This is a genomic window from Lutibacter aestuarii, from assembly GCF_042676885.1.
In the GTDB taxonomy this organism is placed as follows: Bacteria; Bacteroidota; Bacteroidia; order Flavobacteriales; family Flavobacteriaceae; genus Lutibacter; species Lutibacter aestuarii.
Genome location: NZ_JBHTIC010000002.1, coordinates 358835 through 384662, shown reverse-complemented (window position 1 = coordinate 384662; position 25828 = coordinate 358835). Strand labels below are relative to the sequence as shown.

Sequence of the window (25828 nt, the reverse complement as noted above, 5' to 3'; positions counted from 1 at the left end):
CTTTTGATTATGAGCAAGAATTTAACAAAGAGAGAAACCGACTATTCTAAATGGTATAACGAACTTGTTGTAAAAGCTGATTTAGCTGAGAACTCAGGTGTAAGAGGTTGTATGGTAATTAAACCTTATGGTTTTGCTATTTGGGAAAAAATGCAAGCACAACTAGATAAAATGTTCAAAGAAACTGGACATGAAAACGCTTATTTCCCACTATTTATACCTAAATCATATTTAAGTAAAGAAGCTGACCATGTAAAAGGTTTTGCTAAAGAATGTGCTGTAGTTACACACTACAGATTAAAAAATGCAGAAGATGGTAGTGGTGTTGTTGTAGATCCTGAAGCCAAACTAGAAGAAGAATTAATTGTTAGACCAACATCTGAAACAATTATTTGGGATACTTATAGAAAATGGATTGAATCTTATAGAGACCTACCTTTATTAATAAATCAATGGGCTAATGTAGTTCGTTGGGAAATGCGTACCCGTTTATTTTTAAGAACCGCAGAATTTTTATGGCAAGAAGGTCATACTGCACATGCTACAGAAAAAGAAGCCATCCAAGAAGCTGAATTAATTTTAGATATTTATGGCGATTTTGCTGAAAAATTTATGGCTATGCCAGTAATTAAAGGATTAAAAACAGCTAGTGAACGTTTTGCTGGTGCTATTGAAACTTATTGTATTGAAGGTTTAATGCAAGATGGAAAAGCACTTCAAGCCGGAACCTCTCACTTTTTAGGTCAAAATTTTGCCAAAGCTTTTGATGTACAATTTACTTCTAAAGAAGGAAAGCGAGAACACGTTTGGGCAACATCTTGGGGAGTTTCTACCAGACTAATGGGAGCTTTAATTATGACACATTCTGATGATTTAGGTTTGGTTTTACCTCCTAATTTAGCTCCAATTCAAGTTGTTATTATACCAATACATAGAAATGACGAACAATTAGATGCTATTTCAGAAAAAATAAATCAAATTGTAAAAGAATTACGCAGTAAAAATATTTCTGTAAAATTTGACAATAGAACAACCCATAAACCAGGTTGGAAATTTGCTGAGTATGAATTAAAAGGAGTTCCTTTACGTATTGCAATGGGACCAAGAGATTTAGAAAACGGCACATTAGAAATTGCACGAAGAGACACTTTAGAAAAACAAAGCATTTCTCAAGAAAATGTGGTTGATTTTGTTGAAAAAACCTTAAAAGAAATTCAAGAAAATTTATTCACTAAAGCATATAACTATAGAGAATCTCATATTATTGAAGTAGAAACTTTTGAAGAGTTTAAACATATTTTAAATACCAAAGGAGGCTTTGTATCTGCCCATTGGGACGGCACTGCCGAGACAGAAGATAAAATTAAAGAATTAACGAAAGCTACTATTAGATGTATTCCCTTAAATAATAAAATTGAAGAAGGAAAGTGCGTTTTAACAGGTAAAAAATCAACTCAAAGAGTATTATTTGCAAAAGCATATTAATTTTTTTAAAAAAAATTTTGTGGAATAAAAAATAGTTGTATTTTTGCATCCGCAATGACGAAATAACGTCATCGTTAAAAACAAAATGGTCCGTTCGTCTAGGGGTTAGGACGCCAGGTTTTCATCCTGGTAACAGGGGTTCGATTCCCCTACGGACTACAAAAAATTAATAAGAATTAAACAATGGCAAATCACAAGTCAGCATTAAAAAGAATTAGAAGTAATCGCGCTAAGCAATTAAGAAACAAATATCAGCATAAAACTACTCGTAATGCTGTTAGAGACTTACGTGCTGCAACTGAAAAGAAAGAAGCTGAGGAATTATTTCCAAAAGTGGTTGCTATGATTGATAAATTAGCTAAAAAGAACATTATTCATAAGAATAAAGCTAGCAATTTAAAATCTAAATTAACGAAACACGTTGCAGCGTTATAATTTTTATTAAATAAAATTTTTAAAAGCATCCTTTTTTGGATGCTTTTTTTATGCTTAATAGTTTAATCTTATTGCTTCAATTAAACTTTTTCACCATTACCATTCATAACTTCTATTAGCGTCTAACCTAATAAAAATAAACAATAATACCGTAAAACCCCAAAGAGCAGAGCCTCCGTAACTAAAAAACGGTAAAGGAATTCCTATGGTTGGAAGTATCCCTAAAACCATCCCTATGTTAATTGTAAAATGAGTAAAAAAGATTGCCGCTATACTATACCCATAAACTCTGCTGAATTTTGTTTTTTGTCTTTCAGCTACATGAATTATTCTTAATAAAAAAAAGACGAATAAAATAACTACTAAAGAGCTTCCTAAAAACCCCCATTCTTCACCAACAGTTGTAAAAATATAATCTGTTTGTTGCTCTGGAACGAAGTCACCTTGAGTACGTTCACCTTCTAAAAATCCTTTTCCTGTTAATCCTCCAGACGCAATTGTTGTTACAGATTGATTGGTATTATAGCCTATACTTTTAATATCAGTAGTTTTGCCCAGTAAAATATTAAATCTATCTCTATGTCTTTGTTCAAAAACATGATTAAAAACAAAATCAACACTAAAAATAAAAAAAGCTGCCACTAAATAAATTCCAATAATTTTTAACCAACCTCTTTTAAAAGCTTTCTTTCTATAAAAATTAAAATATAATATGATTAGTAGAAATAAAACTAATGACCCTGCTAAAGTATTTATAAATCCAAAATATAAAGTTGTAATAAATAGAATTAAAGCTATAAAACCTATAGTAATAAAATAAAATGGCAATCCTTCCCTATGTAATACAAAAATAAAAGCAGTGTAAACCAATGCTGAACCTGGATCTGGCTGAAGGGTAATCAAAAAAGCAGGGAAAAATAAAATAAGTAACGCTTGAATTTGAGTATTAAATTTTTTTAAGTTAAATAACTTATCACTCACTAACTTTGAAAGTGCTAAAGCAACTGCTGCCTTCACAAATTCTGAGGGTTGAATACTACTAACCCCTCCTATATCATACCAAGAAGTTGCGCCATTTATATTTTTACCAAAAGCAAAAAGCCCTACTAAAGAAATAAGTGATATGATATAAATTATTGATGCATATTTTTCATAGAATTTAGCTTCAAAAAGTAAAATTATAAAGATTAATGGAAAACTTAACCCAATCCATACTAACTGTTTTCCATATTCAGTTGTAAAATTTATCAATTCTTGTTCAGTTTCGGTAACTGTTGCTGAATAAATATTTATCCATCCTAAAAAAATTAATACTAAATAGAATAGCACTAATATCCAATCTATACCATATAATATGTTAGCTTTTTTACTTCTCAACTTTTGTAGTTTCTATTAATTGCTTTTCATATTCTTCTTGCAAACTTCCATTAAACATTTGTTTTTCTTTCCAAGGTCTAATTGTTTCTCCTGTTAAATATTTTTCTATCATTAAACTTGCAATAGGACCTGCCCATCGTGAACCCCAGTATCCATTTTCTACAAAAACTGCAATAGCTATTTTAGGATTATCTTTAGGGGCAAATGCAATAAAAATTGAATGATCTTGTCCATGTGGGTTTTCCGCTGTTCCAGTTTTACCACAAATTTCTATTCCTTTTACCTTAGACCAACTGGCTGTGCCTCTAGGATTTTCAAATACATTGAATAAACCTTCTATCACAGGTTCAAAATGTTTTTTATTTATTGTTGTATATTTTGGTACTGTAAAATTTTTATTTAATTTTTCATTTTCAATTTTTTTTACAATATGTGGTGTATAATAAAATCCTCTATTAGCAACAGTAGCTGTCATATTTGCTAATTGAATTGGAGTAGTTAACACTTCTCCTTGCCCTATTGAATTTGAAATACTATAAGTTGCTGTCCAACGTGTATTAGGGTACCATTTATTATAAAAATCGCCATCAGGAACTAATCCTTTTTGACCAACTGAAAGGTCATTATTTAAATAATTTCCAAGCCCAAAACTTTTTACATGTTTACTCCAAACATTCATTCCTTCATAGGAAGTTGGGTATTTTTCTATAATTTTTCTATAAGCATTTGCAAAATAACTGTTGCAAGATCTATAAATAGCTTTATTAAGAGCTACGGGGCTTCCATAGGTATTGCAATGGCAAGCCATTGTTCTATTTCCGTAATGATATTGGTTATTGACACAACGAATTACGGTTGATGGTGTAACTACATTTTCTTGTAAGGCTGTAAGTGCTGTTATTACTTTAAACGGAGATCCAGGAGGGTATTCTCCCTTTAAACCTCTATCAAGCAATGGATTACTAATAGTGTCTAAATAGAATTTAGTGAAATTTTTAGAACGTTCTCGCCCTACCATCAAATTTGGATCATATGTTGGTGCAGAAACCAATGCCAAAATTTCTCCACTTGAAGGTTCAATTACTACAATGCCTCCTCTTTTATTAACCATTAAAGCTTCGCCATATTGTTGGAGTTTAGTATCTATAGTTAATGTAATATCTTTTCCATGAATTGGAAGTGTATCATAGATTCCATTTTTATAAGGACCAATTTCTTTATTAAACCTATCTCTTTGAATAAATTTAACCCCTTTTGTACCTCTTAACGTTTCTTCATAAGTTTTTTCTACTCCTGCAGTACCAATCAATTCACCTAATTGATAGTAGGGATTCTCTTTAATCATTCCTTCATTAACTTCACTAATATAACCTAAAACATTAGGTGCAGAACTTATAGGGTATTCTCTCAACAATCTTTTTTGAATATAAAACCCTTTAAATTTATACATCTTTTCTTGTAAATATGCATAATCTGTTTTAGATAGTTGTGCTAAAAAGGTTGAGGGAATTCTTGTTGAATAGCGTTTTGCTCTATTAAATTTATTGATAAAATCCTCTTTTGAAATTTTAAGCAAATTACAAAACTCTAAGGTATCCAATGGTTTTACCTCTCTGGGGATGATCATAATATCATAAGATAGCTGATTTGCAACTAATAACACACCATTTCTATCATAAATATAACCTCTTTCAGGATAATCATAAGTTACTTTTACAGCAGAATTGTTTAATGTAGGAATACTATATTCTGAACTTAATATTTGTAAATAAAATAATCTAAATATAAAAATTACCCCTATAAATAGAATTAAAAAAATCAACAACCCTTTGCGTTTCATTTATTTCTTTTTTGTGAATAGTATAATACCCAAAATACTTAAAATAATTGTAATGATACTTGTTAAAATTGTGTTATAAAAAACAGCTGAAAATTCATTAAAACTAAAATATTCTAATGTAAATACTATAAAGTGATGTATGAAAGTTAAAATAAAGATAAAGAAGAAAGCTTTACTAAATGTAATTCCTCTTATATTAAATAACAGAAAATCAAAATCCGATTTTCTTAATATAAGTTTTAATATTGGTAATCTAAAATATGCTATAAATAAAGTTGCTGCAGCGTTTATTCCTCCTGAGTTTGAAAAAAAATCAATTGAAATACCCAATAAAAAACTAAGTATTAAAAATGTTGCTTTATTTTTTCTAATAGGAAATAAAAATACCCAAACTATATACACCAAAGGGTTTAAATGCCCAAAAAAGTTAATTTGATTTAATACTAAAACCTGTAATAAAACTAAGCTTATAAACCGAACAATATTTATCAAAATCAATTTATTCATTTATGGTTGTTTGTTCAAGTTGATATTGCTCTTCTTTTTGAAGGTTTTTAACTATTTGAATATAACCTAATGAAGTCATATCATTAAATAAACTTACATTAATTTGTTGATATTGGTTATTATCAAAATGAAAGTCTTTAATTACACCTACTAGAATTCCTTCAGGAAATATTGCAGATTTACCTCCTGTTATAATCGTATCACCTTTTTTAAGTATCGCTTGTCTTGGTATATCAATTATTTGTAAAATTTGAGAATCTTTGCCACTCCATACCAATGTACCAAAATGATTGCTATTTTTTAACCGTACATTAATTTTTGAATTGCTATTTAAAATTGATAGTACAGTTGCATAATTAGTAGATACATTTTTTATAACTCCTATTACTCCTTTTGAATTAATAACACCTAAGTCGTTTTTTAAGCCATTTTTAATTCCTTTATCTAAAGTTAAATAATTGTCTCTTTTAGTAAAATTATTATTGATAACCTTTCCTAGGATGTAATTATATTTTTGGAAATATTTGGTTGAATCTTCAATTAAAAAAATTTTATCGTTTGGTGAATTGAGTTTTCTTTCTAATAAATTTTTTAAACGTGTATTTTCTTCAATTAAAAGTTGATTCTCATGTTTCAAGTGAAAAAACTCATTAATAGAGTTCACTTTATTATAAATACCACCTGTTATAAAATTAGCAGAATTTACAAATTTACTTTTATGGTAAGTGTGATGTTGAATTGTAAAATAAAAAGCAAAAATCTCTAATATTATAAACAGCAGAAAGTATCTAAATTTTCTAATAAAGTAAATTATTTGCTGCATTTATTATTTAAAGAGTTTTCTATTATTTCATTAATACATTTTTGTATTTTTCAAGGTCTTTTAAAGCAATGCCTGTACCTCTAACTACAGCTCTTAAAGGGTCTTCAGCAACATAAACAGGCAAATCTGTTTTCCTTGACAAACGTTTATCCAAGCCTCTAAGCATAGACCCTCCACCAGCTAAATAAATTCCAGTATTATATATGTCTGCTGCCAATTCAGGAGGTGTTTTAGAAAGCGTTTCCATTACAGCATCTTCAATTCTTAAAATTGATTTATCTAATGCTTTTGATATTTCTCTAAAAGACACTTGAACTTGTTTAGGCTTACCGCTCAATAAATCTCTACCTTGTACTAACATATCTTCAGGAGGGGTTTCTAAATCTTCTGTAGCTGCACCAATCTGTATTTTAATTTTTTCGGCAGTACGTTCCCCAACATATAAATTATGTTGTGTTCTCATATAATACGAAATATCTGACGTAAAAACATCTCCTGCAACTTTTACCGATTTATCACAAACAATACCACCCAATGCTATTACAGCAATTTCAGTAGTACCTCCACCTATATCAATAATCATGTTTCCTTTTGGTTGCATTATATCAATACCAATACCTATGGCAGCAGCCATAGGCTCATGTATTAAGTAAATTTCTTTTGCATTCATGTGTTCTGCAGAATCAATTACAGCACGTTTTTCAACTTCTGTAATTCCTGAAGGAATACAAATAACCATCCTTAATGAAGGTGTAAAAAATCTCTTTTTTATACTTGGAATATTCTTGATAAATTCTTTTATCATTTGTTCCGAAGCTTCAAAATCTGCAATTACACCATCTTTTAATGGACGAATGGTTTTTATGTTTTCGTGAGTTTTTCCTTGCATTAAACTGGCTTTTTTTCCAGTTGCAATAATTTTACCTGAATTTCTATCTCTAGCTACAATTGATGGTGCATCAACCACCACTTTGCCATCATGAATAATTAGTGTATTAGCAGTACCTAAATCAATGGCAATGTCTTCGGTCATAAAATCGAAAAAACCCATATTTTTTCTTGTATTTTTTAATTTTTAAATGGAAACCTTACAAAGTTACTAAAATTAGTGTTTAAAATGACGAGTTCCTGTAAATATCATAGACATTTTATGTTCATTGCAATAATCAACTGATAATTGATCTTTAATCGAGCCTCCTGGTTGAATTACAGCATTAATTCCTGCTTTATTTGCAATTTCTACACAATCAGGAAAAGGGAAAAAGGCATCACTCGCCATTACCGCTTCTTTTAAATCAAAATTAAAATGAGTTGCTTTAGCAATAGCTTGGTTTAATGCATCTACTCTACTAGTTTGTCCTGTACCACTCGCACAAAGTTGTTTGTTTTTTACCAATACTATTGTATTTGATTTGGTGTGTTTACAAATTTTTGAAGCAAAAAATAAATCATCTAGCTCTCTTGCTGAAGGTTCTTTTAAAGTTGCAGTTTTAATAACGCTGCCATCATCTGTTTTGTTGTCTTTATCTTGACATAAAACACCGTTTAGTGCAGTTCTATATTGAGTTTGAGGTAATTTAATGTTTTTTTGAATTAAAATAATTCTATTTTTTTTCCCTTTTAACAACTCTAAAGCTTCTGAAGTATAACTTGGAGCAATGACTACTTCACAAAATAATTTATGAATTTCTTCAGCCGTTTCTTGATCAATTTCTTTGTTAGAAATTAAAACTCCTCCAAAAGCTGATGTTGGATCTCCGGCTAAAGCATCTAAATATGCTTCTTTCAAAGATACTCGTTGCGCTAAACCACAGGCATTGTTATGTTTTAAAATTGCAAAAGTAGGAGCATCATTTTTAAATTCTTCCATCAAATTTACAGCAGCATCAACATCTAATAAATTATTATATGAAAGCTCTTTTCCGTGTAATTTTTCAAATAATTCATCTAGATTCCCAAAAAAGTAACCTTTTTGGTGTGGGTTTTCTCCATATCGCAATGTTGAAACTTCATCAAAACTTTCTCTAAAAACAACTTCATTTTTGTTAAGATAGTTAAAAATTGCTGTATCATAATGACTTGAAACAGCAAAAGATTTAGCAGCAAAACGTTTGCGTTGCTCTAAAGTTGTTTCTCCTTTGCTATCATCCATAATTTGTAAAAATTCATTGTATTGTTTCATTGAAGAAACACAAATTACATCCTTAAAATTTTTAGCTGCTGCACGTACTAATGAAATTCCCCCAATATCAATTTTTTCTATTATATCTTGTTCTGAAGCTCCACTTGCAACGGTTTTTTCAAATGGATATAAATCAACAATTACAATATCTAATTCAGGAATTTCATATTCTGTTAGTTGAGATAAATCATTTTCGTTTTCTCTTCTTGCCAAGATTCCTCCAAAAACTTTTGGGTGCAATGTTTTAACCCTACCTCCTAAAATGGAAGGATATGAGGTTAAATCTTCAACTGGTATTACATTAATTCCTAATTCTTTAATAAAACTTTCAGTTCCACCTGTTGAATAAATTTTAACCCCTAATTCATCTAATTTTTGAACAATTGGTGCTAATCCATCTTTATGAAAAACCGAAATAAGTGCTGATTTTGCTTTTTTAGTAGTGTTCATTTGCTGTGTTGTTATTTTCCGCAAAGCTAATAATTATCAGCTGTTTAAACAATACAAATAATGGGTTAATTTTAATTATTTTTAACATTAAGTTTTAATTCTTAAAGTTAATTTAAACATCTCTTTTTGATGCTTTAAACTTCAAAAAATAGTTTTGAGAAGTTTTTTATAAAATTTTAGCTACGTTTTTACATACAAATTCCAACAAGTTCTCATCATCACTAGTAAAAGGATTTACAGTGTGAGAATCTATATCAATTTGCCCAATATTTTCGCCATTCACAAAAATTGGGATTACAATCTCGCTTTTTACTTTCCAACCACAAGAAATATAATTATCTTGAGAAGTTACATCTTGAACTATAAAATTTTTATTGCTAACGGCTACTTGACCACAAATACCTTTTCCAAAAGGAATAATAACATGTTCCGTAGGCTCTCCAGAAAACTCTGCGAGTTTTAGTTCTTGTTTATCACCATTTTTAAAATAAAAGCCCACCCAATCATAATACTCAATTTCTTGTTTTAACAAATCACAAATACTTTGTAATTTATAAGAAATTGAAGTATTATTTTCAATAATGCCTGTTACCGATTTTTTTAATTGAGATAAATTCATTTTAATTTGTAATTTTATACAAATTAAAACTCTTTTTTTGTGCAAAACAATAAAACCGTTGTATTCTTTTTAATTAAATTTTTTGGCACCTATTTGATATTATTTTTAATATACTCTTGGTATTTAAATAGTACACAAAATAAAATAGAAATATTTGCTTGCGCACCAATTACTAAAACTGTTGCTATTCAAACAAGTAAACTACTTAATTTTTTAGGTTACAATGCCAAAGTTGAACAACATTCAGAAGAGGTTTCTATGAAACTATTTATCAATGATACTTATATTGCACGTATTATTGAAGGATGCAACTCCATAAGCATTATTATTTTATTTATTGCTTTCATAATTGCTTTTGCAAATACTTTTAAAGTAACAGCATTATATGTACTTTTTGGGAGTTTAATAATTTATGGAACTAATATAATTAGAGTGACAATTATTAGTATTGCTTTATACAAATACCCAGAATATGAAAAATTACTACATGATGTAGTTTTTCCTTCAATTATATATGGAGTTACATTTTTACTGTGGTTTGTTTGGGTTCGGTATTTTTCTAAATTAAAAAAATGAAAAAAGAAGTTCGTATTTTATTAATTGTTGTTTTAACTTTCATGTTGATAGGTGTAAGAGTAATTGTTGAACCCTACTTCTATGATCCGCTTATAACTTATTTTAAAAATGATTATTTGCATAAAAGTATTCCTTCATTACATATTTCAAAATATTTATTCAATATTTTTTTAAGGTATTTTTTAAATACATTATTGTCTTTAATAATTATTTACTTAGTTTTTAAAAATTTAAAAAACCTTATTTTTTCAATCAAATTTTATTTAGTAGCCTTTCTTATTTTAACCATTATCCTATTTTTAGTTTTAATATTTAATTTCACAGAGAATTATATCTTCCTTTTTTATGTTAGAAGATTTTTGATACACCCGCTTTTTTTATTTATTTTACTACCTGCTTTTTATTATGAACACATTAAAAATAAAAAGAAGCCCTTCAAATAAATAAATTTATTTGAATATAGGCTTCCTTTTTAAACAACAGAACTTACCAATCATTTTGTTCATTCTGTTACTATCAATTATTAGTAAATACTAACCCCAAAGATTTCTAATAATTGTTTTTATGAAATCCAATTATTTTTTTAATAGTTGGATTTCTTTTGTGATAAAAATGAACATAGCCCCCTTCATATCTATCACTTATTATTGTTAATCGTTCTTTAAAAGTAACTAATACAAAGCTTTTCTTTTTCTTTAAACAACTTTCCCTTTTTAAAAACCAAAAACAATAATTTTATGTTATTATTTGAACCTCACTATCAACAAATTTTTTAATTGGTACCACAACTATGCCTTCATTGGTATCAATTGTAATACAAAGATTGTCTATTTGTTTAATTACACCTTCTACTTTTTTCATTTTTACGCGCTGACCAATTTCAAAATTTTTACGTGAATAAAAACCAAAAAGCAATCTTAAAACAACATCTCTAGATCCCAAACCAAAGGCTATTGTAAATGAAATTAAAATAGCTCCTAAAATTAATGTTAGATTATTGGTAATAATATCTGTATTTACACCTGCCTGATTAAGTGATGTAATTGAAACAACAATAACAATTGCATAAAAGACAATATTACTTACCAAATTTGCTCCTGAAAATTCTAAGGATTTAAAAGTATTTATAATGGTGTTTTTTATTATTGAGCCTATATAAACACCAATCACAAAAATTAATAAAGCACTAATTAATATTGGTAAATAAGCTATAAACTTCCCAATTCCCTCTGACACGATTGTTAAACCCAACATTTCAGAAGCAATGACTACAAAAATTAAAATCATTACATATTTTACAAATTTTAAAATAATCTCAGAAGGGACAACTTTATAATCACTTTTTCCAAACAATTTTGCTTCATTTAACTTCGTTGTAATAGCATCTATTTTAGAAAGTTTTAGCAGCTTTTTTAAAATGAAGTTTATTATTTTAATAACTATCCAAGCTATAATTATAAAACCTATACCCAATAGTAATTTTGGAATAAACTCTAAAATTTGATTCCATATATCTTCTAAAAACGTTAACTTAAACTTGTTTAATTGGCTAATTAATTTCATTTTATTTTATTTTGGGTTAGTCTATTTCAGTCTGTATTTAACTTATTTTTTCTTATTGATATTTTTTTTAGTAGCTAAAAAACCTTCAACTGTATTTGGGTATTTTACCATAAATAAATCAGCCATATCAATTGAAAGTTTAATTAATGAAATATCATTAATTACTCTTTCTTTGAGAATTTTTGGAACTTCTTGACTGTTTAATATTTGCTTAAATGGATTTTCCATTAGTTAAGGTCTTTATAAACTTTTATTACTTTTTCTCTTGCTCTTTTTAAACGCATTTTTACTGCACTTTTACCAATTTCTAAAGCCTGTTCAATTTCTTTAATAGAAAAATCATCTTGATATTTCATTAGTAAAATCATTTTATCATTAGGTTCAATTAAATCAAGTGCTTTCGCTAATTTATCGGCTTTCATTTCAAACAAAACCTCTTCACTTGAATCTTCTTCATTTGTTGCAGATAATTCTATTTCTTCGTCTTTTAAATTTTTTTTATGAATATTTCGCGTCACATAATTCACACAAAAATTATACGTAAACGAGTATAACCAAGTTGAAAATTTTGAGTTGCCTTTAAAGGTTCTTAATTTTAAAAATAATTTAATAAAGATATCATGTGTTAAGTCTTGCGCTTCTTCTTTTGATTTTACAAACCCATAACATTTATTATAAATTTTAAATGCATAACGATCATATAAAACAGTAAAAAAGTGAGTGTCATTTAACTCTACAATCCTTTTAATCAATTCTTTATCGCTCAACAGCGCTATGTCATCCTCTGGCTTCAAAAACAATTCATTGGGTTATCTAAAATATAAGACACTAAAAATACTAATAAGTCACATTTATAATTTTTAAATATATTTTGTAACATAATCAAAAATACTACGTATATATAGTACAACCCTTAATAACTAAAAAAAATATTAGCTTTTAAATGAGACAGCTTAAAATTACAAAACAGGTTACTAACAGAGAAACCGCATCATTAGACAAATATTTACAGGAAATTGGAAAGGTAGATTTAATTACTGCCGAAATGGAAGTAGAATTAGCACAAAGAATTAAAGCCGGTGATCAAGTAGCTTTAGAACGTTTAACAAAAGCAAATTTACGTTTCGTTGTTTCTGTAGCAAAACAATATCAAAACCAAGGATTAACCTTACCTGATTTAATTAATGAAGGAAACTTAGGATTAATTAAAGCAGCTAAAAGGTTTGATGAAACTCGTGGTTTTAAATTTATATCTTACGCTGTTTGGTGGATTCGTCAATCTATACTACAAGCTTTAGCAGAACAATCTCGTATTGTACGTTTGCCTTTAAATAAAATTGGTTCTATTAACAAAATAAATAAAATGTATGCGTTTTTAGAACAAGAAAATGAAAGACCTCCATCAGCTGAAGAAATTGCAAAAAAATTAGACATGACTGTAAATGACGTTAAAGAATCTATGAAAAATTCTGGTCGTCACGTATCTATGGATGCTCCTTTGATTGAAGGTGAAGATTCCAACTTATACGATGTATTAAATACAGGTGAGTCTCCAAATCCAGACAAATCACTTTTACATGAATCTTTAAAAGTTGAAATTGAACGTGCTTTGGAAACTTTAACGCCAAGAGAAGCAGATGTAGTGCAATTATACTTTGGTTTAGGTGATGCTCACCCAATGACTTTAGAAGAAATTGGAGAAACTTTTGACTTAACTCGTGAACGCGTTCGTCAAATCAAAGAAAAAGCAATCAGACGATTAAAACATACTTCAAGAAGTAAAATCTTAAAAACTTATTTAGGATAACAACAAAAAAACGCTCGGAATTTCGAGCGTTTTTCTTTTATAAATAATACTTTTGCAAAAAAACAACACTATTATAATGAAAAAATTTATTGCTCCTTCTATGTTAGCTGCAGATTTTGCTAATTTACAACGCGATATTGAAATGATTAATAGCAGCAAAGCTGACTGGTTTCATATTGACGTAATGGATGGTATGTTTGTTCCAAATATTTCTTTTGGGATGCCAGTAATTAGTGCTATAAAAAAACATGCCAAAAAAACAATGGATGTACACTTGATGATTGTTGATCCTGATAGGTATATTGAAGACTTTAAAAAAGTGGGGGCAGATATTTTAACCGTTCATTATGAAGCTTGTAATCATTTACACAGAACAGTTCAGGCCATAAAAGCACAAGGCATGAAAGCAGGAGTTTCTTTAAATCCGCATACTCCAATAGCTGTTTTGGAAGATATTATTGCCGATTTAGATTTGGTATTAATTATGAGTGTTAATCCAGGTTTTGGAGGACAAAGTTTTATTGAAAATACCTATAAAAAAGTACAGCAACTTAGAGCTTTAATTGAATTTAGTGATTCTAAAGCACTAATTGAAGTTGACGGTGGAGTAACCGACCAAAATATAGAACAACTTTTAGAAGCTGGTACCGATGCTTTTGTGGCAGGTAGTTTTGTGTTTAAAAGCGAAAACCCATCCAAAACAATTGCAAATTTAAAAGGATTGGTTTCAGAAGTTTAAACTGACTCTAAGTCATATTGTTTCAATAAATAAAGTAATAAATCTGTTGTGGTAACTATTCCAACTAAAATGTCATTCTCTACTACTGGAAGTGCATGAAATTCATTTTTAGACAATATTTCGGCAACAGATTTTATGGTAATATTTGAATTTACTTTAATTGGATTTTTAACCATTAATTGTTCAATACTCAACATTTGATAAATCACATTATCAACATTTTCTTCATGTAATCTATCATAAGAGTCTAAAAAACTTATTCGTTCTAAATCTGTTAAACTTAGCATTCCAATAATATGTTCTCCATTAACAATTGGAATATGTCTAATATGGTGTTTTCTAAATAATTTTTCAGCTGTATATAAATCGTCATTGATTGTCAATGTTACCAGCTTTTTCGTCATTATTTTCGATACAGGTTCAAGACGTTTCATAATTTACATTCTTTAATTTATATTATAAAGTTCTAAAAATGTAATTGTTTTTTGTATGATTAAAATCAGTTGCCCCTATTTTTAACTAAAAAACAAGCCTAAAATTTAAGCTTGCTTTAACTCATCTTGTAAAAAAGTGACCCCGGCAGGATTCAAACCTGCAACCGCTGGAGCCGAAATCCAGTGCGCTATTCAGTTGCGCCACGAGGCCATTGTATTATGCCAATAATTGTTTTACTGCTGTTGAAATAGCTTTACCATCAGCTTTACCTGCCAATTCTTTTGAGGCTATTCCCATAACTTTTCCCATATCTTTCATAGAAGTTGCTCCTACTTTCTCTATAATACCTGCAATAATGCTTTTTAAATCTTCTTCATTCATTTGCTCAGGCAAAAACTGAGAAATTATTTCAATTTGTGCTAATTCTGGAGCAGCCAAATCCTCTCTTCCTTGCTCCTCATAAACTGCTGCACTATCTTTACGCTGTTTTACCAAACGTTGTAACAATTTAATTTCTTCTTCTTCATTTAAACTTTCGGAAGCACCGCTTTTGGTTTGTGCCAATAATATTTCTGATTTAATAGCTCTTAAAGATTCCAAAGCAACAGTATTTTTAGTTTTCATTGCTTCCTTTAATTTTACCATTATCATTTCTTGTAAACTCATAACTAACTATTTTGTTTTGCGAAGATAAAAAAAAAGAATCCGAAAATCTTTAAATATTTAAAGATTTCCGGACCCAAAACTTAGAAAATACAATCTAAGGGTTCCTGTCTTTGGGCAATATATTTAGTCTACATTATCATGTAAAAATGAATTGTTAGATCTTAATTGAATTCCGTCATTTTCATCAATCTCAAGTGTTGTTCTAGATTGATTAATTTCAGAAGAATGCGTTGTTTCATTTAACTCAACTCCCATTCTTTTATAAGCAGGTTCTTTTTCAATTTCATCAATATTTTTAGTCACTTTATTGATAAACTTATAATTAAAATTTTTCATTTTTTCTCTACGTTCTGCTGCTCTTTTTTGCAGTTCAGAAATGGTTAAATCTAATGGCGAAACTTCGGTATAATCTACAACCTCATGGTTGTTAATATCAATTTTTGTTTCAGATTTTAAAGATATATTTAACTCTTCATCTACATCATCAATTGCAATATTTGTTATTTTACTTTTTTTTGCTTTTGATAGGTTTTCTTCAAGTTCAGTATAATCTTCTAAAGAAAAATACACATCTTCTTCAACTTTTTTAATCGGCTCAACTACTTTGTGTTCTACTACATCAATATTGTTAATATCAATTTTCTTAGTCTCAGAAATCTCTTTTTGCTCTGGCTTAATTTTAGCTTTAGCTTCTGGAATTGGCAAATCGAATGTAAAGGTTATTTGTTGCTCTTCTACTTTATTAACAACAGGCTTTTCTGGTTCTTCACTTTTTACAGAAGTAATTACAAAATCATCTTCAACAGTATTTGAAGAAATTTCATCATAAGTAACGTCTAAGTTTTTAATAAAGTCTGATGTTGGTATTAACCGAATTTCCTTCTCTTCTTCCTCAATTTCTTCACCTAAATCGTAAACTATTTTTTCATCTTTTGGTGTATCCTCAACAATTGGTTTAGACGTATTTTTTATAGATGGATTTTGAATTCTTTTTTCAGAAAAATCAAAAGAAGCTTCTTGGTCATCATCTAATGTATGAATAATTTTTTTAGCTTCAGTATTTGAAATTTCATGTTGTTGATCTTTATTAAAACCCGTTGCTACTATAGTTACAGCGATGGCATCACCTAACGATTCATCTTCACCAACTCCCATAATAATGTTTACATTAGATTTAGCTTGAGACTGGATATAATCGTTAATTTCTCCTATTTCATCTATCGTAATCTCCTCAGCTCCCGAAACAATTAACAATAATACATTTTTGGCACCAGTAATTTTATTATCATTTAATAATGGCGAATCTAGCGCTTTAGATATTGCAATTTCTGAACGATTATTTCCAGAAGCAGTTGCAGAACCCATAATTGCTGTACCACTATTTGAGAGTACTGTCTTCGCATCTTTTAAATCAATATTTTGTGTATAGTGATGTGTTATTACTTCAGCTATACCACGTGCAGCTGTAGATAAAACTTCATCTGCTTTAGAAAAACCAGCTTTAAACCCTAGGTTTCCATAAACCTCTCTTAATTTATTATTATTTATAACAACCAATGAATCTACATACTCACGTAATTTTTCAATCCCTTTTTGAGCTTGATCATTACGCATTTTCCCTTCAAATGTAAAAGGAATAGTTACTATACCAATAGTTAATAAATCCAACTCACGAGCAACTTTAGCAATAATAGGCGCCGCTCCAGTTCCAGTACCACCACCCATACCAACAGTGATAAATACCATTTTAGAATTGGTTGAGAGCATATCTTTAAGCTCTTGGATGCTTTCCATAGCTGCTTGTTCACCAACATCAGGATTTGCACCTGCACCTAACCCTTCCGTAAGGGAAACTCCTAATTGAATTTTTGTTGGGATTGGACTGTTTTGTAATGCCTGAGCATCGGTATTACAAACTACAAAATCAACTCCGTTAATTCCTTGAGAGTACATGTGATTTACTGCATTGCTACCTCCTCCACCTACTCCAATGACTTTTATAACGTTAGACTGATTTTTAGGTAAATCGAATGAAATGTTGTTGAAATCTGAATTGCTCATAGTATGTATTTATTGGTATTATATTCTTTCTCTATTTCTATAAATTTATTCTGCATTATCTAAAAAATCTCGGAACTTATCTCCCCATTTTTCAAAAATTGATTTTTTAGGTTCTTTTGGTTCTTGTTGTATTATTTCTTCTTCTAAATCTTTACTTTCAACTTCTTTTGAAATATTTTGCTGTGCTACTTTTGCTTTTTCTTTATCTAACTTTTTTAAGCCGTTCATTAATAAACCAACTGCTGTAGCATATTGCGGACTCGAAATACTTTCATCTGAATCACCAGCTAAATTTTCATTAGGGTAACCAATTCTAGTATCCATTCCAGTAATGTATTCCACTAACTGTTTTAAATGCTTTAATTGAGCTCCACCTCCTGTTAATACTATCCCTGCAATTAATTTTTTCTTAGGCTCTTCATGTCCGTAATTTTTAATTTCTAAAAATACTTGTTCAATAATTTCAACCACACGAGCATGAATAATTTTAGAGAGGTTTTTTAAAGTAATCTCTTTTGGATCTCTTCCTCTTAATCCTGGAATAGAAACTATTTCATTGTCCTTATTTTCACCTGGCCATGCTGATCCAAACTTCGTTTTTAATAACTCCGCCTGCTTTTCAATAATTGAACAACCTTCTTTAATATCTTCGGTAATTACATTTCCACCAAAAGGAATAACAGCAGTATGACGGATAATTCCATTCTTAAAAATTGCCAAATCTGTAGTTCCTCCTCCTATATCAATTAATGCTACACCTGCTTCCTTTTCTTCATTACTTAATACCGCTTCTGCAGAAGCCAATGGTTCTAAAGTAATTCCAGCCAAATTAAGTCCGGCACTTTTAATACAACGTCCTACATTTCTTATTGATGAAACCTGACCAACAACTACATGAAAGTTAGCTTCCAATCTTCCTCCATACATCCCAACTGGTTGTGTAATTTCAGCTTGCCCATCTACTTTAAACTCTTGTGGTAATACATGTATAATTTCTTCACCAGGCAACATTACCAGTTTATGTACTTGTTTCTCTAATTTTTCTAAATCTTCATCATCAATAACCTCTTCAGAGTTTGGACGAGTAATATAATCGCTATGTTGCAGGCTTCTAATATGCTGACCAGCAATGCCAACCACAGCCTCTGTTATTTTAATTCCAGAAACTGCAATAGCTTCATCTACAGCCATTTGAATTGACTGGATTGTTTGTGTTATGTTATTTACAACACCTCGGTGCACACCTAAGCTTTTAGCTTTTCCTGTACCTAACAACTCTATTTTCCCATATTCATTTCTACGTCCAATCATAGCAACAATTTTAGTTGTTCCTATATCTAAACCTACTGAAATATCATTGTGTTCCATATTTTATTTTTTTGTACACACAACTTGGTTGTTGTATTTTAAATTAATTACACTATAACTATCAATTGTTTTATCGGTCATCGCTTTGCTATAAAATGAATTTAAATTTTTAAATTTTTGCTTCAAATTTTTAGCTTTTCCAATAAATATTTCTTGATCTCCAATCCTAGTTATCAAAACATATTCTTGATTCTTCATTTTTTGAATACCGATAATTTGTTTTTTCAAAAATTCGTCTTTCAAAATAGCTGTTACTAAATCATAAATTTCATGAACATCCTGTTCTACAATATCTCCAGAAACTAACAAAACTCTAGCAGAATGGTTTGTTGATAAAGGCATTTTTTTGGACTGTTTATCAATATAATAACTACCTGTTTCTGTTACAATTCTTGCTATTGGAGTTCGCTGTTTAATTTTTGTTTTAAGCACTCCATTTATGGTTAAAAAAACAGCAGCTTCTTCAACCATGGGATGCAATAGCACATTTGTCTCTAATTTGTGTAAATCTATAACAGATTTTGCTTGATTTTTAATTGTTGTACTATTTTGTATTAACAATTTATTAACCATTTGATGATTCATAAAAAGATTATCTCCTTCTTCAAACTCCACCACAATATCTTGAACCTTTTTAATGCTGTTTTTTTGGCTTGAAAAGCTGTACAAAAACACCACTAAAAAGAGCAGTAAAAATCCTTTTATGTAATCCCAGTTAATTTTCAATTTTTAATTTATTTTTTACTGTGTCTACTAATTCACCAATGTCTCCAGCACCTAACATAACTATAACTTCTGCTTTTGAATTTAATACGTTACTCACTAAATCTTCTTTTGATGAAATTTGTTTTTCCTTTAATGATATTTTATTCAATAACCATTCTGAAGTTACCCCTAAAATTGACAATTCTCTAGCTGGATAAATATCCAATAAGATAACTGCGTCAAACCGCGACAAACTTAAGGCAAAATCATCAATAAAATCTCTTGTTCTACTATATAAATGAGGTTGAAAAATTCCTAAAACTTTTTTAAGTGGATACATCTCTTTAACTGAATCAATTACCGCATTTATTTCAGTTGGATGATGTGCATAATCATCGATTAAAACTAAATTTTCTGTTTTTATTTTATAAGAAAAACGTCTTTTTATCCCTTTAAAACTAAGTAAAGCTTCAGCAATGACAGGTAAAGCTATTCCATAACTATTTGCCATTGCCAAAGCTGCCACCGCATTTAGCACATTATGTTTTCCTGGTAAATTTATTTGTAGGTTTTTTATCAACTCATTAGGAGTTTTAACATCAAAAATATAAGATCCATTTTCTATTCTTATATTTTGCGCATTGTAGTCTGCCTCTTCTTCTATTCCAAATGTTTTTCCAGCAATTGACAACCCTTTTTTAACCAATAAAGTATCGGTAACTTTTGCTGCGAATTCTTCAAATGATTTTTCTAACGCAATAGGCTCTCCATAAATATCTAAATGATCGGCATCCATTGATGTGATACAAGCAATATTTGGAGATAACTTTAAAAAAGACCTATCAAATTCATCTGCTTCGACTACTGAAACTTCATTTCCCCCTAATATTAAATTTGAATTGTAATTTTCAGAAATACCTCCTAAAAATGAAGTTGAATTAACCTTGGCTTCTTTTAAAACATGTCCTAATATGGTTGAAGTTGTTGTTTTACCGTGGGTACCAGCCACAGCTAAACAAAACGAATTTTTAGTGATTTCACCTAATATTTCTGAACGTTTTAAAACTGTATAATTGTTTTCAATAAAATATGTTAATTCTTTATGATTTTTAGGCACCGCTGGGGTATATACCACACAAGTATGTTGCAAACTCTTAAATTCGGTTGGAATTGCTGTTACAGCATCTTCAAAATGAATTTGAATACCCAAATCTTTTAAAGAATCGGTAATAGCTGTAGAAGTTTTATCGTATCCAGCAACCATTTTTCCGTTGCAAGAAAAATACCTTGCAATAGCACTCATACCGATACCTCCAATACCAATAAAATAAACGTTATGTATATTTTCTAAATTCAACTGAACTAACTATATTAATTTTTCTATTTCTTTAACAATATCTTTGGTTGCATTTGGCAATGCTAATTTTTTAATATTTTGACCTAATTTTTGCTGTAAATCAGTATCGTTTAATAATTCTTTAAACATTGTTTGAAAAAAATCAGCTTCAGATTCTTTCAGCAGTAAAGCTGCATTTTTATCAACCACAGCTAAGGCATTTTTAGTTTGATGATCTTCAGCTACGTTAGGCGAAGGGATAAAAATCACTGGTTTTCCAACAATACATAATTCTGATATTGAACCTGCTCCAGCTCTACTAATTAAAATATCAGCCGCTGCATAGGTTAAATCCATTTTATTTAAAAAAGCATGTACTTGAACTCCTTCTAAATCATCATACTTTTTAAATTCATCGTAATACAATTTCCCTGTTTGCCAAATAACCTGTACATTATTTGCCACCAACCAATTCACATGCTTTTCAATTAAATTATTAACCGCTCTAGCTCCTAAACTACCACCTAAAACAACTAATGTTTTTTTCTTAGTATTTAATTTAAAATAGTTAATAGCTTCCGTTCTTTTTTCATCAATATTTAATAAATCCTGACGTACAGGGTTTCCTGTTTTTATAATTTTATCTGTATTAAAAAACCTATTTAAACCATCGTAAGCAACACAAATTTTATCTACTTTTTTACTCAGCAACTTATTGGTAATTCCTGGATATGAGTTTTGCTCTTGTATTAATGTTTTAACCCCAATTAAATTAGCCACATACAATGTTGGTCCGCTCGCAAAACCACCTGTACCAATAACAATAGAAGGCTTAAATTTTTTAATAATTTTATACGCATTCCACAAACTACTAAGTAATTTAAATGGAAACATTAAATTTTTAAGTGATAAACTTCTTTGGATCCCAGAAATCCACAACCCTTTTATTTCATAGCCTGCTTGTGGAACTTTTTCCATTTCCATTCTATTTTTAGCGCCAACAAATAAAAAATTGGCTTCAGGATATGTATTCCTTAGCTCATTTGCTATGGAAACAGCTGGATAAATATGTCCACCTGTACCTCCTCCACTTAGTATGATATTAACCGATTGTTTCATGTAAAATATCTAAAGGGTTTTCTTCACTTTCTATACTCTTCTCTTTTTCTTTATCAGCTGTAACGCTTAAAATAATTCCTATTGCAAAACATGTCATCCAAATAGAAGTTCCTCCACTACTAATTAAAGGCAAGGTTTGTCCTGTAACTGGAAATAAATTAACTGCAACTGCCATATTGATAATTGCCTGAAAAATTATTGGTAAACCAACACCAATAATTAACAGCGTTGCAAATATGGTATTCGCTTTTTTAGCGGCCACTAAAAACCTAATTAATAGGGAAAAATACAGCAGAATCACCGTTAATGCTCCAGCCAAACCAAACTCCTCTACAATGATGGCAAAAATAAAATCTGACGATGATTGTGGTAAAAAGTTTTTTTGAACACTCTTTCCTGGACCTCTTCCTTTTATCCCACCACTTGCTATTGCTATTTTAGCTTTTTCAACTTGATAACCTTCTTCAACATTTTTATTGGAAAAATTTTCAATCCTGCTAATCCAAGTATCAACTCTATTTGGCATGGCATTTGGAAATGCTTTTGCAGTAAGCACAAATAGAGTTAACACCAATACACCTATCCCCACAACAGATGCTAAATATTTAATTGGGTAACCTCCTATAAAGGTTACTACTAATATCATTGAAAAAATAATTGCTGTAGTTGAAAAATTTGCAGGCAAAATGAACACTAATGTAATTGCTATAGGCAACCACAACTGTATAAAACTTTCTTTAAAAGTGATTGCCTTTTCTTTGTTTCTAGCTAAGTATCTTGCAACATAAACCATTAAAACTAACCCCGCTAATGTTGAAGTTTGGAAACCTACACCAATTATTGGAATTTGAATCCACCTACTTGCATTAGCTCCTCCAATTGTAGTTCCTTTTGTAAGTGTGAAAATAAGTAATGCCACAACCAATGGAAGCATTAAAACTGAACCCCCACTAAAATAACGATAAGGGATTTTATGCACACCATAAATTATTAAAAACCCACAAGAAAGTAAAAATGCATGCTTAAATAAATGAAAGGTAGTTGTTCCATTATTGGCCACATAAACCAAATTGGTACTTGCACTATACACTGGTAAAAATGACAATAATGCCAAAATTGCTACCAATGCCCAAATAGCGCGATCACCTTCAATATTTTTAAGAATGTTTTTCATTTACAATTCTCTAACTGCTTGTTTAAATTTATTCCCTCTATCTTCATAACTTTCAAACAAATCAAAACTAGCGCAGGCAGGAGATAATAAAACAGTATCTCCTTTTTCTGCAATTTTATAAGCTACTTTTACCGCTTCTTCAGCACCTGCTGTTTCAACTATTAAATCAACTACGTTATTAAATGTGTGTACAATTTTTTGATTGTCTATCCCTAAACAAATAATAGCTTTTACTTTTTCTCTTACCAATGGCATGAGTTCTAAATAATCATTTCCCTTATCAACTCCTCCTACTATCCAAACTGTAGGCGTTTTCATACTATCCAAAGCATAAAATGTTGCATTCACATTGGTAGCTTTCGAATCATTAACATACTGAACACCATTAATTTTAAGTACAGATTCTAATCTATGTTCAGCACCTTCAAAATCTTCTAAACTTTCTCTAATAGTGTTTTTTCTCACCTTTAATAATGAAGCTGTCATGGCCGCTGCCATTGCATTTTTTGTGTTGTGTTTTCCTTTTAATGCTAAGGTTGATATACTCATTATCTTTTCTTCTTTTATGTATTTTAATATTATATTATCATCTTTTAAATAAGCTCCTTGTTCTAATTCTTTTTTTAATGAAAAAGGTAGTAAAGTAGCTTTTACTTTATTATTCTTTATCCAGTTTAGTATTACTTCATCATCTGCATCAAAAATCAAAAAATCTTGTGCTGTTTGATTTTCAGTAATCCTAAATTTAGAGTTCACATAGTTTTCAAACTTATAATTATACCTGTCTAAATGATCAGGAGTTATGTTTGTAATGATTGCTATATGAGGTGTAAAATTCACAATGCCATCTAATTGAAAACTACTTAATTCCAACACATGAACATCATATTCATTTTCAGCAACTTGAGCAGCAAAACTTTCTCCAATATTTCCTCCCATCCCTGCATTTATTTTTGCTTTTTTCAAAATATGGTTTACCAACATGGTTGTGGTAGTTTTACCGTTTGAACCAGTGATACCCACAATAATTCCATTGGTATATTTTGAAGCAAATTCAATTTCTGAAATCACAGGAATTTTTCTTTCAATTAATTCTTGAATTATAGCAACCTTATCTGGAATTCCAGGGCTTTTCATTACTATATCAGCTTCAAAAATTTTATCTTCTGAATGGTTTCCTTCTTCAAAAGGAATTTCATTATTTAAAAGAACTTGTTTATACTTTTGAGTTATTATTCCTTTATCAGAAACAAAAACTTCAAAGCCTTTTTTTTTCCCAAGTATAGCTGCGCCTATTCCACTTTCTCCAGCACCAAGTACAACTAATTTCATTTATCGCAACTTTAATGTTACTATTGTTAATACCGCTAACATAATTCCAACAATCCAAAAACGAGTCACAATTTTACTTTCGTGATATCCTGATTTTTGATAGTGATGGTGTAATGGAGACATTTTAAAAATTCTTCTTCCTTCTCCATATTTCTTTTTAGTATATTTAAAGAAACTTACTTGAAGAATTACGGATAAATTTTCAACCAAAAATATGCCTGCTAAAATTGGAATTAATAACTCTTTTCTTACTGCTATTGCTAAAACAGCAATAATTCCTCCAATGGTTAAACTTCCTGTATCTCCCATAAAAACTTGGGCTGGATAAGTATTATACCATAAAAACCCTACCAAACCTCCCACAAATGCAGCTATAAAAATGGTCATTTCTCCAGAGTTTGGGATATACATAACATCTAAATAATCTGCAAATATGATGTTACCAGATACCCAAGCAAAAATACCCAAGGTTAACACAATTATTGCTGAGGATCCCGCCGCTAAACCATCAATCCCATCTGTTAAGTTTGCTCCATTTGAAACCGCTGTTATGATAAAAATTACAATAGGGATAAAAATTAACCATGCATAATCTCTTAATCCTTCACCAAACACATCTAATGCTGCTGCATAATCCAATTCATTGTCTTTTAAAAAAGGAATGGTAGTTTTGGTTGATTTTTTTGCATTTGCAAATAAAACTGGTGTTCCTTCTTCAGTGGTGTATTGAAATTTATTTGGAAGCTGCTCTTTCATAGTTACACTAGGATGAAAATAAAGCATTGCTCCTACAAATATTCCTAAGGTAACTTGCCCCAAAACCTTAAATCTCCCCTTTAAACCTGCTTTGTCTTTTTTAAATATTTTAATATAGTCATCAATAAAACCAATAGTACCCATCCATAAAGTTGTCACTAATAATATAACTATATAAACATTATCAATTTGCGCAAAAAGAACTACCGGAATTAAGGTGGCTAAAATTATAATTACACCTCCCATTGTTGGGGTTCCTGCTTTTTCAACTTGACCTTCTAACCCTAAATCACGAACAGACTCTCCAACTTGTTTACGTTGTAAGTAATTAATAATTTGTTTTCCATAAATTGTTGAAAACAGTAATGAAGCTATAAATGCCATTGCTGAACGAAAGGAAATGTACTGAAACAAACCTGCCCCAGCTAGATCGTAATGTTTTTCTAAATAATCGAATAAATAATATAACATCT

General features: G+C 29.8%; 26 protein-coding genes and 2 tRNA genes. 7 read left to right on the top strand and 21 right to left on the bottom strand.

Features of this window, described 5'->3' with window-relative positions; translation table 11 throughout:
• The first annotated feature begins 9 nt into the window (after nt 1-9).
• The 3 genes from proS to rpsT all read left to right on the top strand — a co-directional run bounded on the left by proS (nt 10) and on the right by rpsT (nt 1920).
• Entirely contained in the window at nt 10-1485 is a 1476-nt protein-coding gene (gene proS, locus ACFQZW_RS01720; protein ID WP_386781358.1) for a proline--tRNA ligase, read from the top strand.
• An 87-nt stretch (nt 1486-1572) separates the two neighbouring features.
• A tRNA-Glu gene (locus ACFQZW_RS01715) sits at nt 1573-1644 on the top strand.
• A gap of 24 nt (nt 1645-1668) precedes the next feature.
• On the top strand, nt 1669-1920 hold the full coding sequence (gene rpsT / locus ACFQZW_RS01710; protein WP_298263578.1) for a 30S ribosomal protein S20: 252 nt from the start codon (nt 1669-1671) through the stop codon (nt 1918-1920).
• A gap of 96 nt (nt 1921-2016) precedes the next feature.
• On the opposite strand, the gene rodA is transcribed toward rpsT, so the two are convergent.
• The 7 genes from rodA to ACFQZW_RS01675 form a co-directional block, all read right to left on the bottom strand.
• A complete protein-coding gene (gene rodA / locus ACFQZW_RS01705) occupies nt 2017-3297 on the bottom strand; it encodes a rod shape-determining protein RodA (protein ID WP_298287270.1) in 1281 nt (426 codons plus the stop codon).
• A complete protein-coding gene (gene mrdA / locus ACFQZW_RS01700) occupies nt 3287-5137 on the bottom strand; it encodes a penicillin-binding protein 2 (RefSeq protein ID WP_298263580.1) in 1851 nt (616 codons plus the stop codon). The genes rodA and mrdA overlap by 11 nt, the downstream gene beginning before the upstream one ends.
• Nucleotides 5138-5644, bottom strand: a complete 507-nt coding sequence (gene mreD, locus ACFQZW_RS01695) for a rod shape-determining protein MreD (protein ID WP_298263582.1) — start codon at nt 5642-5644, stop codon at nt 5138-5140. It abuts the gene before it with no gap.
• A complete protein-coding gene (gene mreC / locus ACFQZW_RS01690; RefSeq protein ID WP_386781357.1) occupies nt 5637-6467 on the bottom strand; it encodes a rod shape-determining protein MreC in 831 nt (276 codons plus the stop codon). The genes mreD and mreC overlap by 8 nt, the downstream gene beginning before the upstream one ends.
• A 22-nt stretch (nt 6468-6489) precedes the next feature.
• Nucleotides 6490-7518 (bottom strand): rod shape-determining protein, encoded by a 1029-nt coding sequence (locus ACFQZW_RS01685; protein WP_298263585.1) that lies wholly within the window; start codon nt 7516-7518, stop codon nt 6490-6492.
• Between the two features lie 54 nt (nt 7519-7572).
• Nucleotides 7573-9099 (bottom strand): bifunctional phosphoribosylaminoimidazolecarboxamide formyltransferase/IMP cyclohydrolase, encoded by a 1527-nt coding sequence (gene purH / locus ACFQZW_RS01680; protein WP_386781356.1) that lies wholly within the window; start codon nt 9097-9099, stop codon nt 7573-7575.
• Between the two features lie 166 nt (nt 9100-9265).
• On the bottom strand, nt 9266-9718 hold the full coding sequence (locus ACFQZW_RS01675; protein WP_298287268.1) for a GAF domain-containing protein: 453 nt from the start codon (nt 9716-9718) through the stop codon (nt 9266-9268).
• 39 nt (nt 9719-9757) lie between these two features.
• Between ACFQZW_RS01675 and xrtF the strand changes: the two genes are divergently transcribed.
• Nucleotides 9758-10294 carry an exosortase family protein XrtF gene (gene xrtF, locus ACFQZW_RS01670; protein ID WP_298263589.1) on the top strand — a complete coding sequence of 179 codons (537 nt, stop codon included), beginning with the start codon at nt 9758-9760 and terminating at the stop codon, nt 10292-10294.
• Nucleotides 10291-10737: an exosortase F system-associated membrane protein gene (locus ACFQZW_RS01665; protein WP_386781355.1), complete on the top strand. Its 447-nt coding sequence runs from the start codon at nt 10291-10293 to the stop codon at nt 10735-10737. Before xrtF ends, ACFQZW_RS01665 begins: the two co-directional genes overlap by 4 nt.
• A gap of 292 nt (nt 10738-11029) precedes the next feature.
• Here the strand turns inward: ACFQZW_RS01665 and ACFQZW_RS01660 are convergent, their stop codons facing one another.
• The 3 genes from ACFQZW_RS01660 to ACFQZW_RS01650 are packed head-to-tail and all read right to left on the bottom strand — an operon-like array spanning nt 11030 to nt 12651.
• The gene (locus tag ACFQZW_RS01660; RefSeq protein WP_386781354.1) at nt 11030-11857 is read right to left on the bottom strand and encodes a mechanosensitive ion channel family protein; all 828 of its coding nucleotides are present in this window, start codon (nt 11855-11857) and stop codon (nt 11030-11032) included.
• A 42-nt stretch (nt 11858-11899) separates the two neighbouring features.
• The gene (locus ACFQZW_RS01655) at nt 11900-12085 is read right to left on the bottom strand and encodes a hypothetical protein (RefSeq protein ID WP_386781353.1); all 186 of its coding nucleotides are present in this window, start codon (nt 12083-12085) and stop codon (nt 11900-11902) included.
• Complete coding sequence (locus ACFQZW_RS01650) at nt 12085-12651, bottom strand: RNA polymerase sigma factor (protein ID WP_386781352.1); 567 nt, start codon at nt 12649-12651, stop codon at nt 12085-12087. The genes ACFQZW_RS01655 and ACFQZW_RS01650 overlap by 1 nt, the downstream gene beginning before the upstream one ends.
• 149 nt (nt 12652-12800) lie before the next feature.
• Between ACFQZW_RS01650 and ACFQZW_RS01645 the strand changes: the two genes are divergently transcribed.
• Both ACFQZW_RS01645 and rpe read left to right on the top strand, forming a co-directional pair.
• Nucleotides 12801-13664, top strand: coding sequence for a sigma-70 family RNA polymerase sigma factor (locus tag ACFQZW_RS01645; protein WP_115877674.1), 864 nt, complete (start codon nt 12801-12803; stop codon nt 13662-13664).
• A gap of 76 nt (nt 13665-13740) precedes the next feature.
• Nucleotides 13741-14403 (top strand): ribulose-phosphate 3-epimerase, encoded by a 663-nt coding sequence (rpe, locus tag ACFQZW_RS01640; RefSeq protein WP_298287262.1) that lies wholly within the window; start codon nt 13741-13743, stop codon nt 14401-14403.
• Here the strand turns inward: rpe and ACFQZW_RS01635 are convergent.
• The 11 genes from ACFQZW_RS01635 to mraY all read right to left on the bottom strand — a co-directional run bounded on the left by ACFQZW_RS01635 (nt 14400) and on the right by mraY (nt 25826).
• A complete protein-coding gene (locus ACFQZW_RS01635; protein ID WP_372801887.1) occupies nt 14400-14837 on the bottom strand; it encodes a CBS domain-containing protein in 438 nt (145 codons plus the stop codon). The genes rpe and ACFQZW_RS01635 overlap by 4 nt on opposite strands.
• Before the next feature lie 137 nt (nt 14838-14974).
• Nucleotides 14975-15048 (bottom strand) — tRNA-Arg (locus tag ACFQZW_RS01630).
• A 6-nt stretch (nt 15049-15054) separates the two neighbouring features.
• Nucleotides 15055-15504, bottom strand: coding sequence for a GatB/YqeY domain-containing protein (locus ACFQZW_RS01625; protein WP_386781351.1), 450 nt, complete (start codon nt 15502-15504; stop codon nt 15055-15057).
• Nucleotides 15505-15627: 123 nt separating this feature from the next.
• Complete coding sequence (gene ftsZ, locus ACFQZW_RS01620; protein ID WP_298263601.1) at nt 15628-17565, bottom strand: cell division protein FtsZ; 1938 nt, start codon at nt 17563-17565, stop codon at nt 15628-15630.
• A gap of 45 nt (nt 17566-17610) precedes the next feature.
• Nucleotides 17611-18933 carry a cell division protein FtsA gene (ftsA, locus tag ACFQZW_RS01615; RefSeq protein ID WP_298263602.1) on the bottom strand — a complete coding sequence of 441 codons (1323 nt, stop codon included), beginning with the start codon at nt 18931-18933 and terminating at the stop codon, nt 17611-17613.
• A gap of 3 nt (nt 18934-18936) precedes the next feature.
• On the bottom strand, nt 18937-19659 hold the full coding sequence (locus ACFQZW_RS01610; protein ID WP_386781350.1) for a cell division protein FtsQ/DivIB: 723 nt from the start codon (nt 19657-19659) through the stop codon (nt 18937-18939).
• Nucleotides 19649-20995, bottom strand: a complete 1347-nt coding sequence (gene murC, locus ACFQZW_RS01605; protein WP_298263605.1) for a UDP-N-acetylmuramate--L-alanine ligase — start codon at nt 20993-20995, stop codon at nt 19649-19651. The genes ACFQZW_RS01610 and murC overlap by 11 nt, the downstream gene beginning before the upstream one ends.
• 9 nt (nt 20996-21004) lie before the next feature.
• Nucleotides 21005-22093 carry an undecaprenyldiphospho-muramoylpentapeptide beta-N-acetylglucosaminyltransferase gene (murG, locus tag ACFQZW_RS01600; RefSeq protein ID WP_298263606.1) on the bottom strand — a complete coding sequence of 363 codons (1089 nt, stop codon included), beginning with the start codon at nt 22091-22093 and terminating at the stop codon, nt 21005-21007.
• Nucleotides 22077-23267, bottom strand: a complete 1191-nt coding sequence (locus ACFQZW_RS01595) for an FtsW/RodA/SpoVE family cell cycle protein (RefSeq protein WP_372801253.1) — start codon at nt 23265-23267, stop codon at nt 22077-22079. The genes murG and ACFQZW_RS01595 overlap by 17 nt, the downstream gene beginning before the upstream one ends.
• Nucleotides 23268-24599, bottom strand: coding sequence for a UDP-N-acetylmuramoyl-L-alanine--D-glutamate ligase (murD, locus tag ACFQZW_RS01590; RefSeq protein ID WP_386781349.1), 1332 nt, complete (start codon nt 24597-24599; stop codon nt 23268-23270).
• On the bottom strand, nt 24600-25826 hold the full coding sequence (gene mraY / locus ACFQZW_RS01585) for a phospho-N-acetylmuramoyl-pentapeptide-transferase (RefSeq protein ID WP_298263609.1): 1227 nt from the start codon (nt 25824-25826) through the stop codon (nt 24600-24602).
• Between the last annotated feature and the right edge of the window lie 2 nt (nt 25827-25828).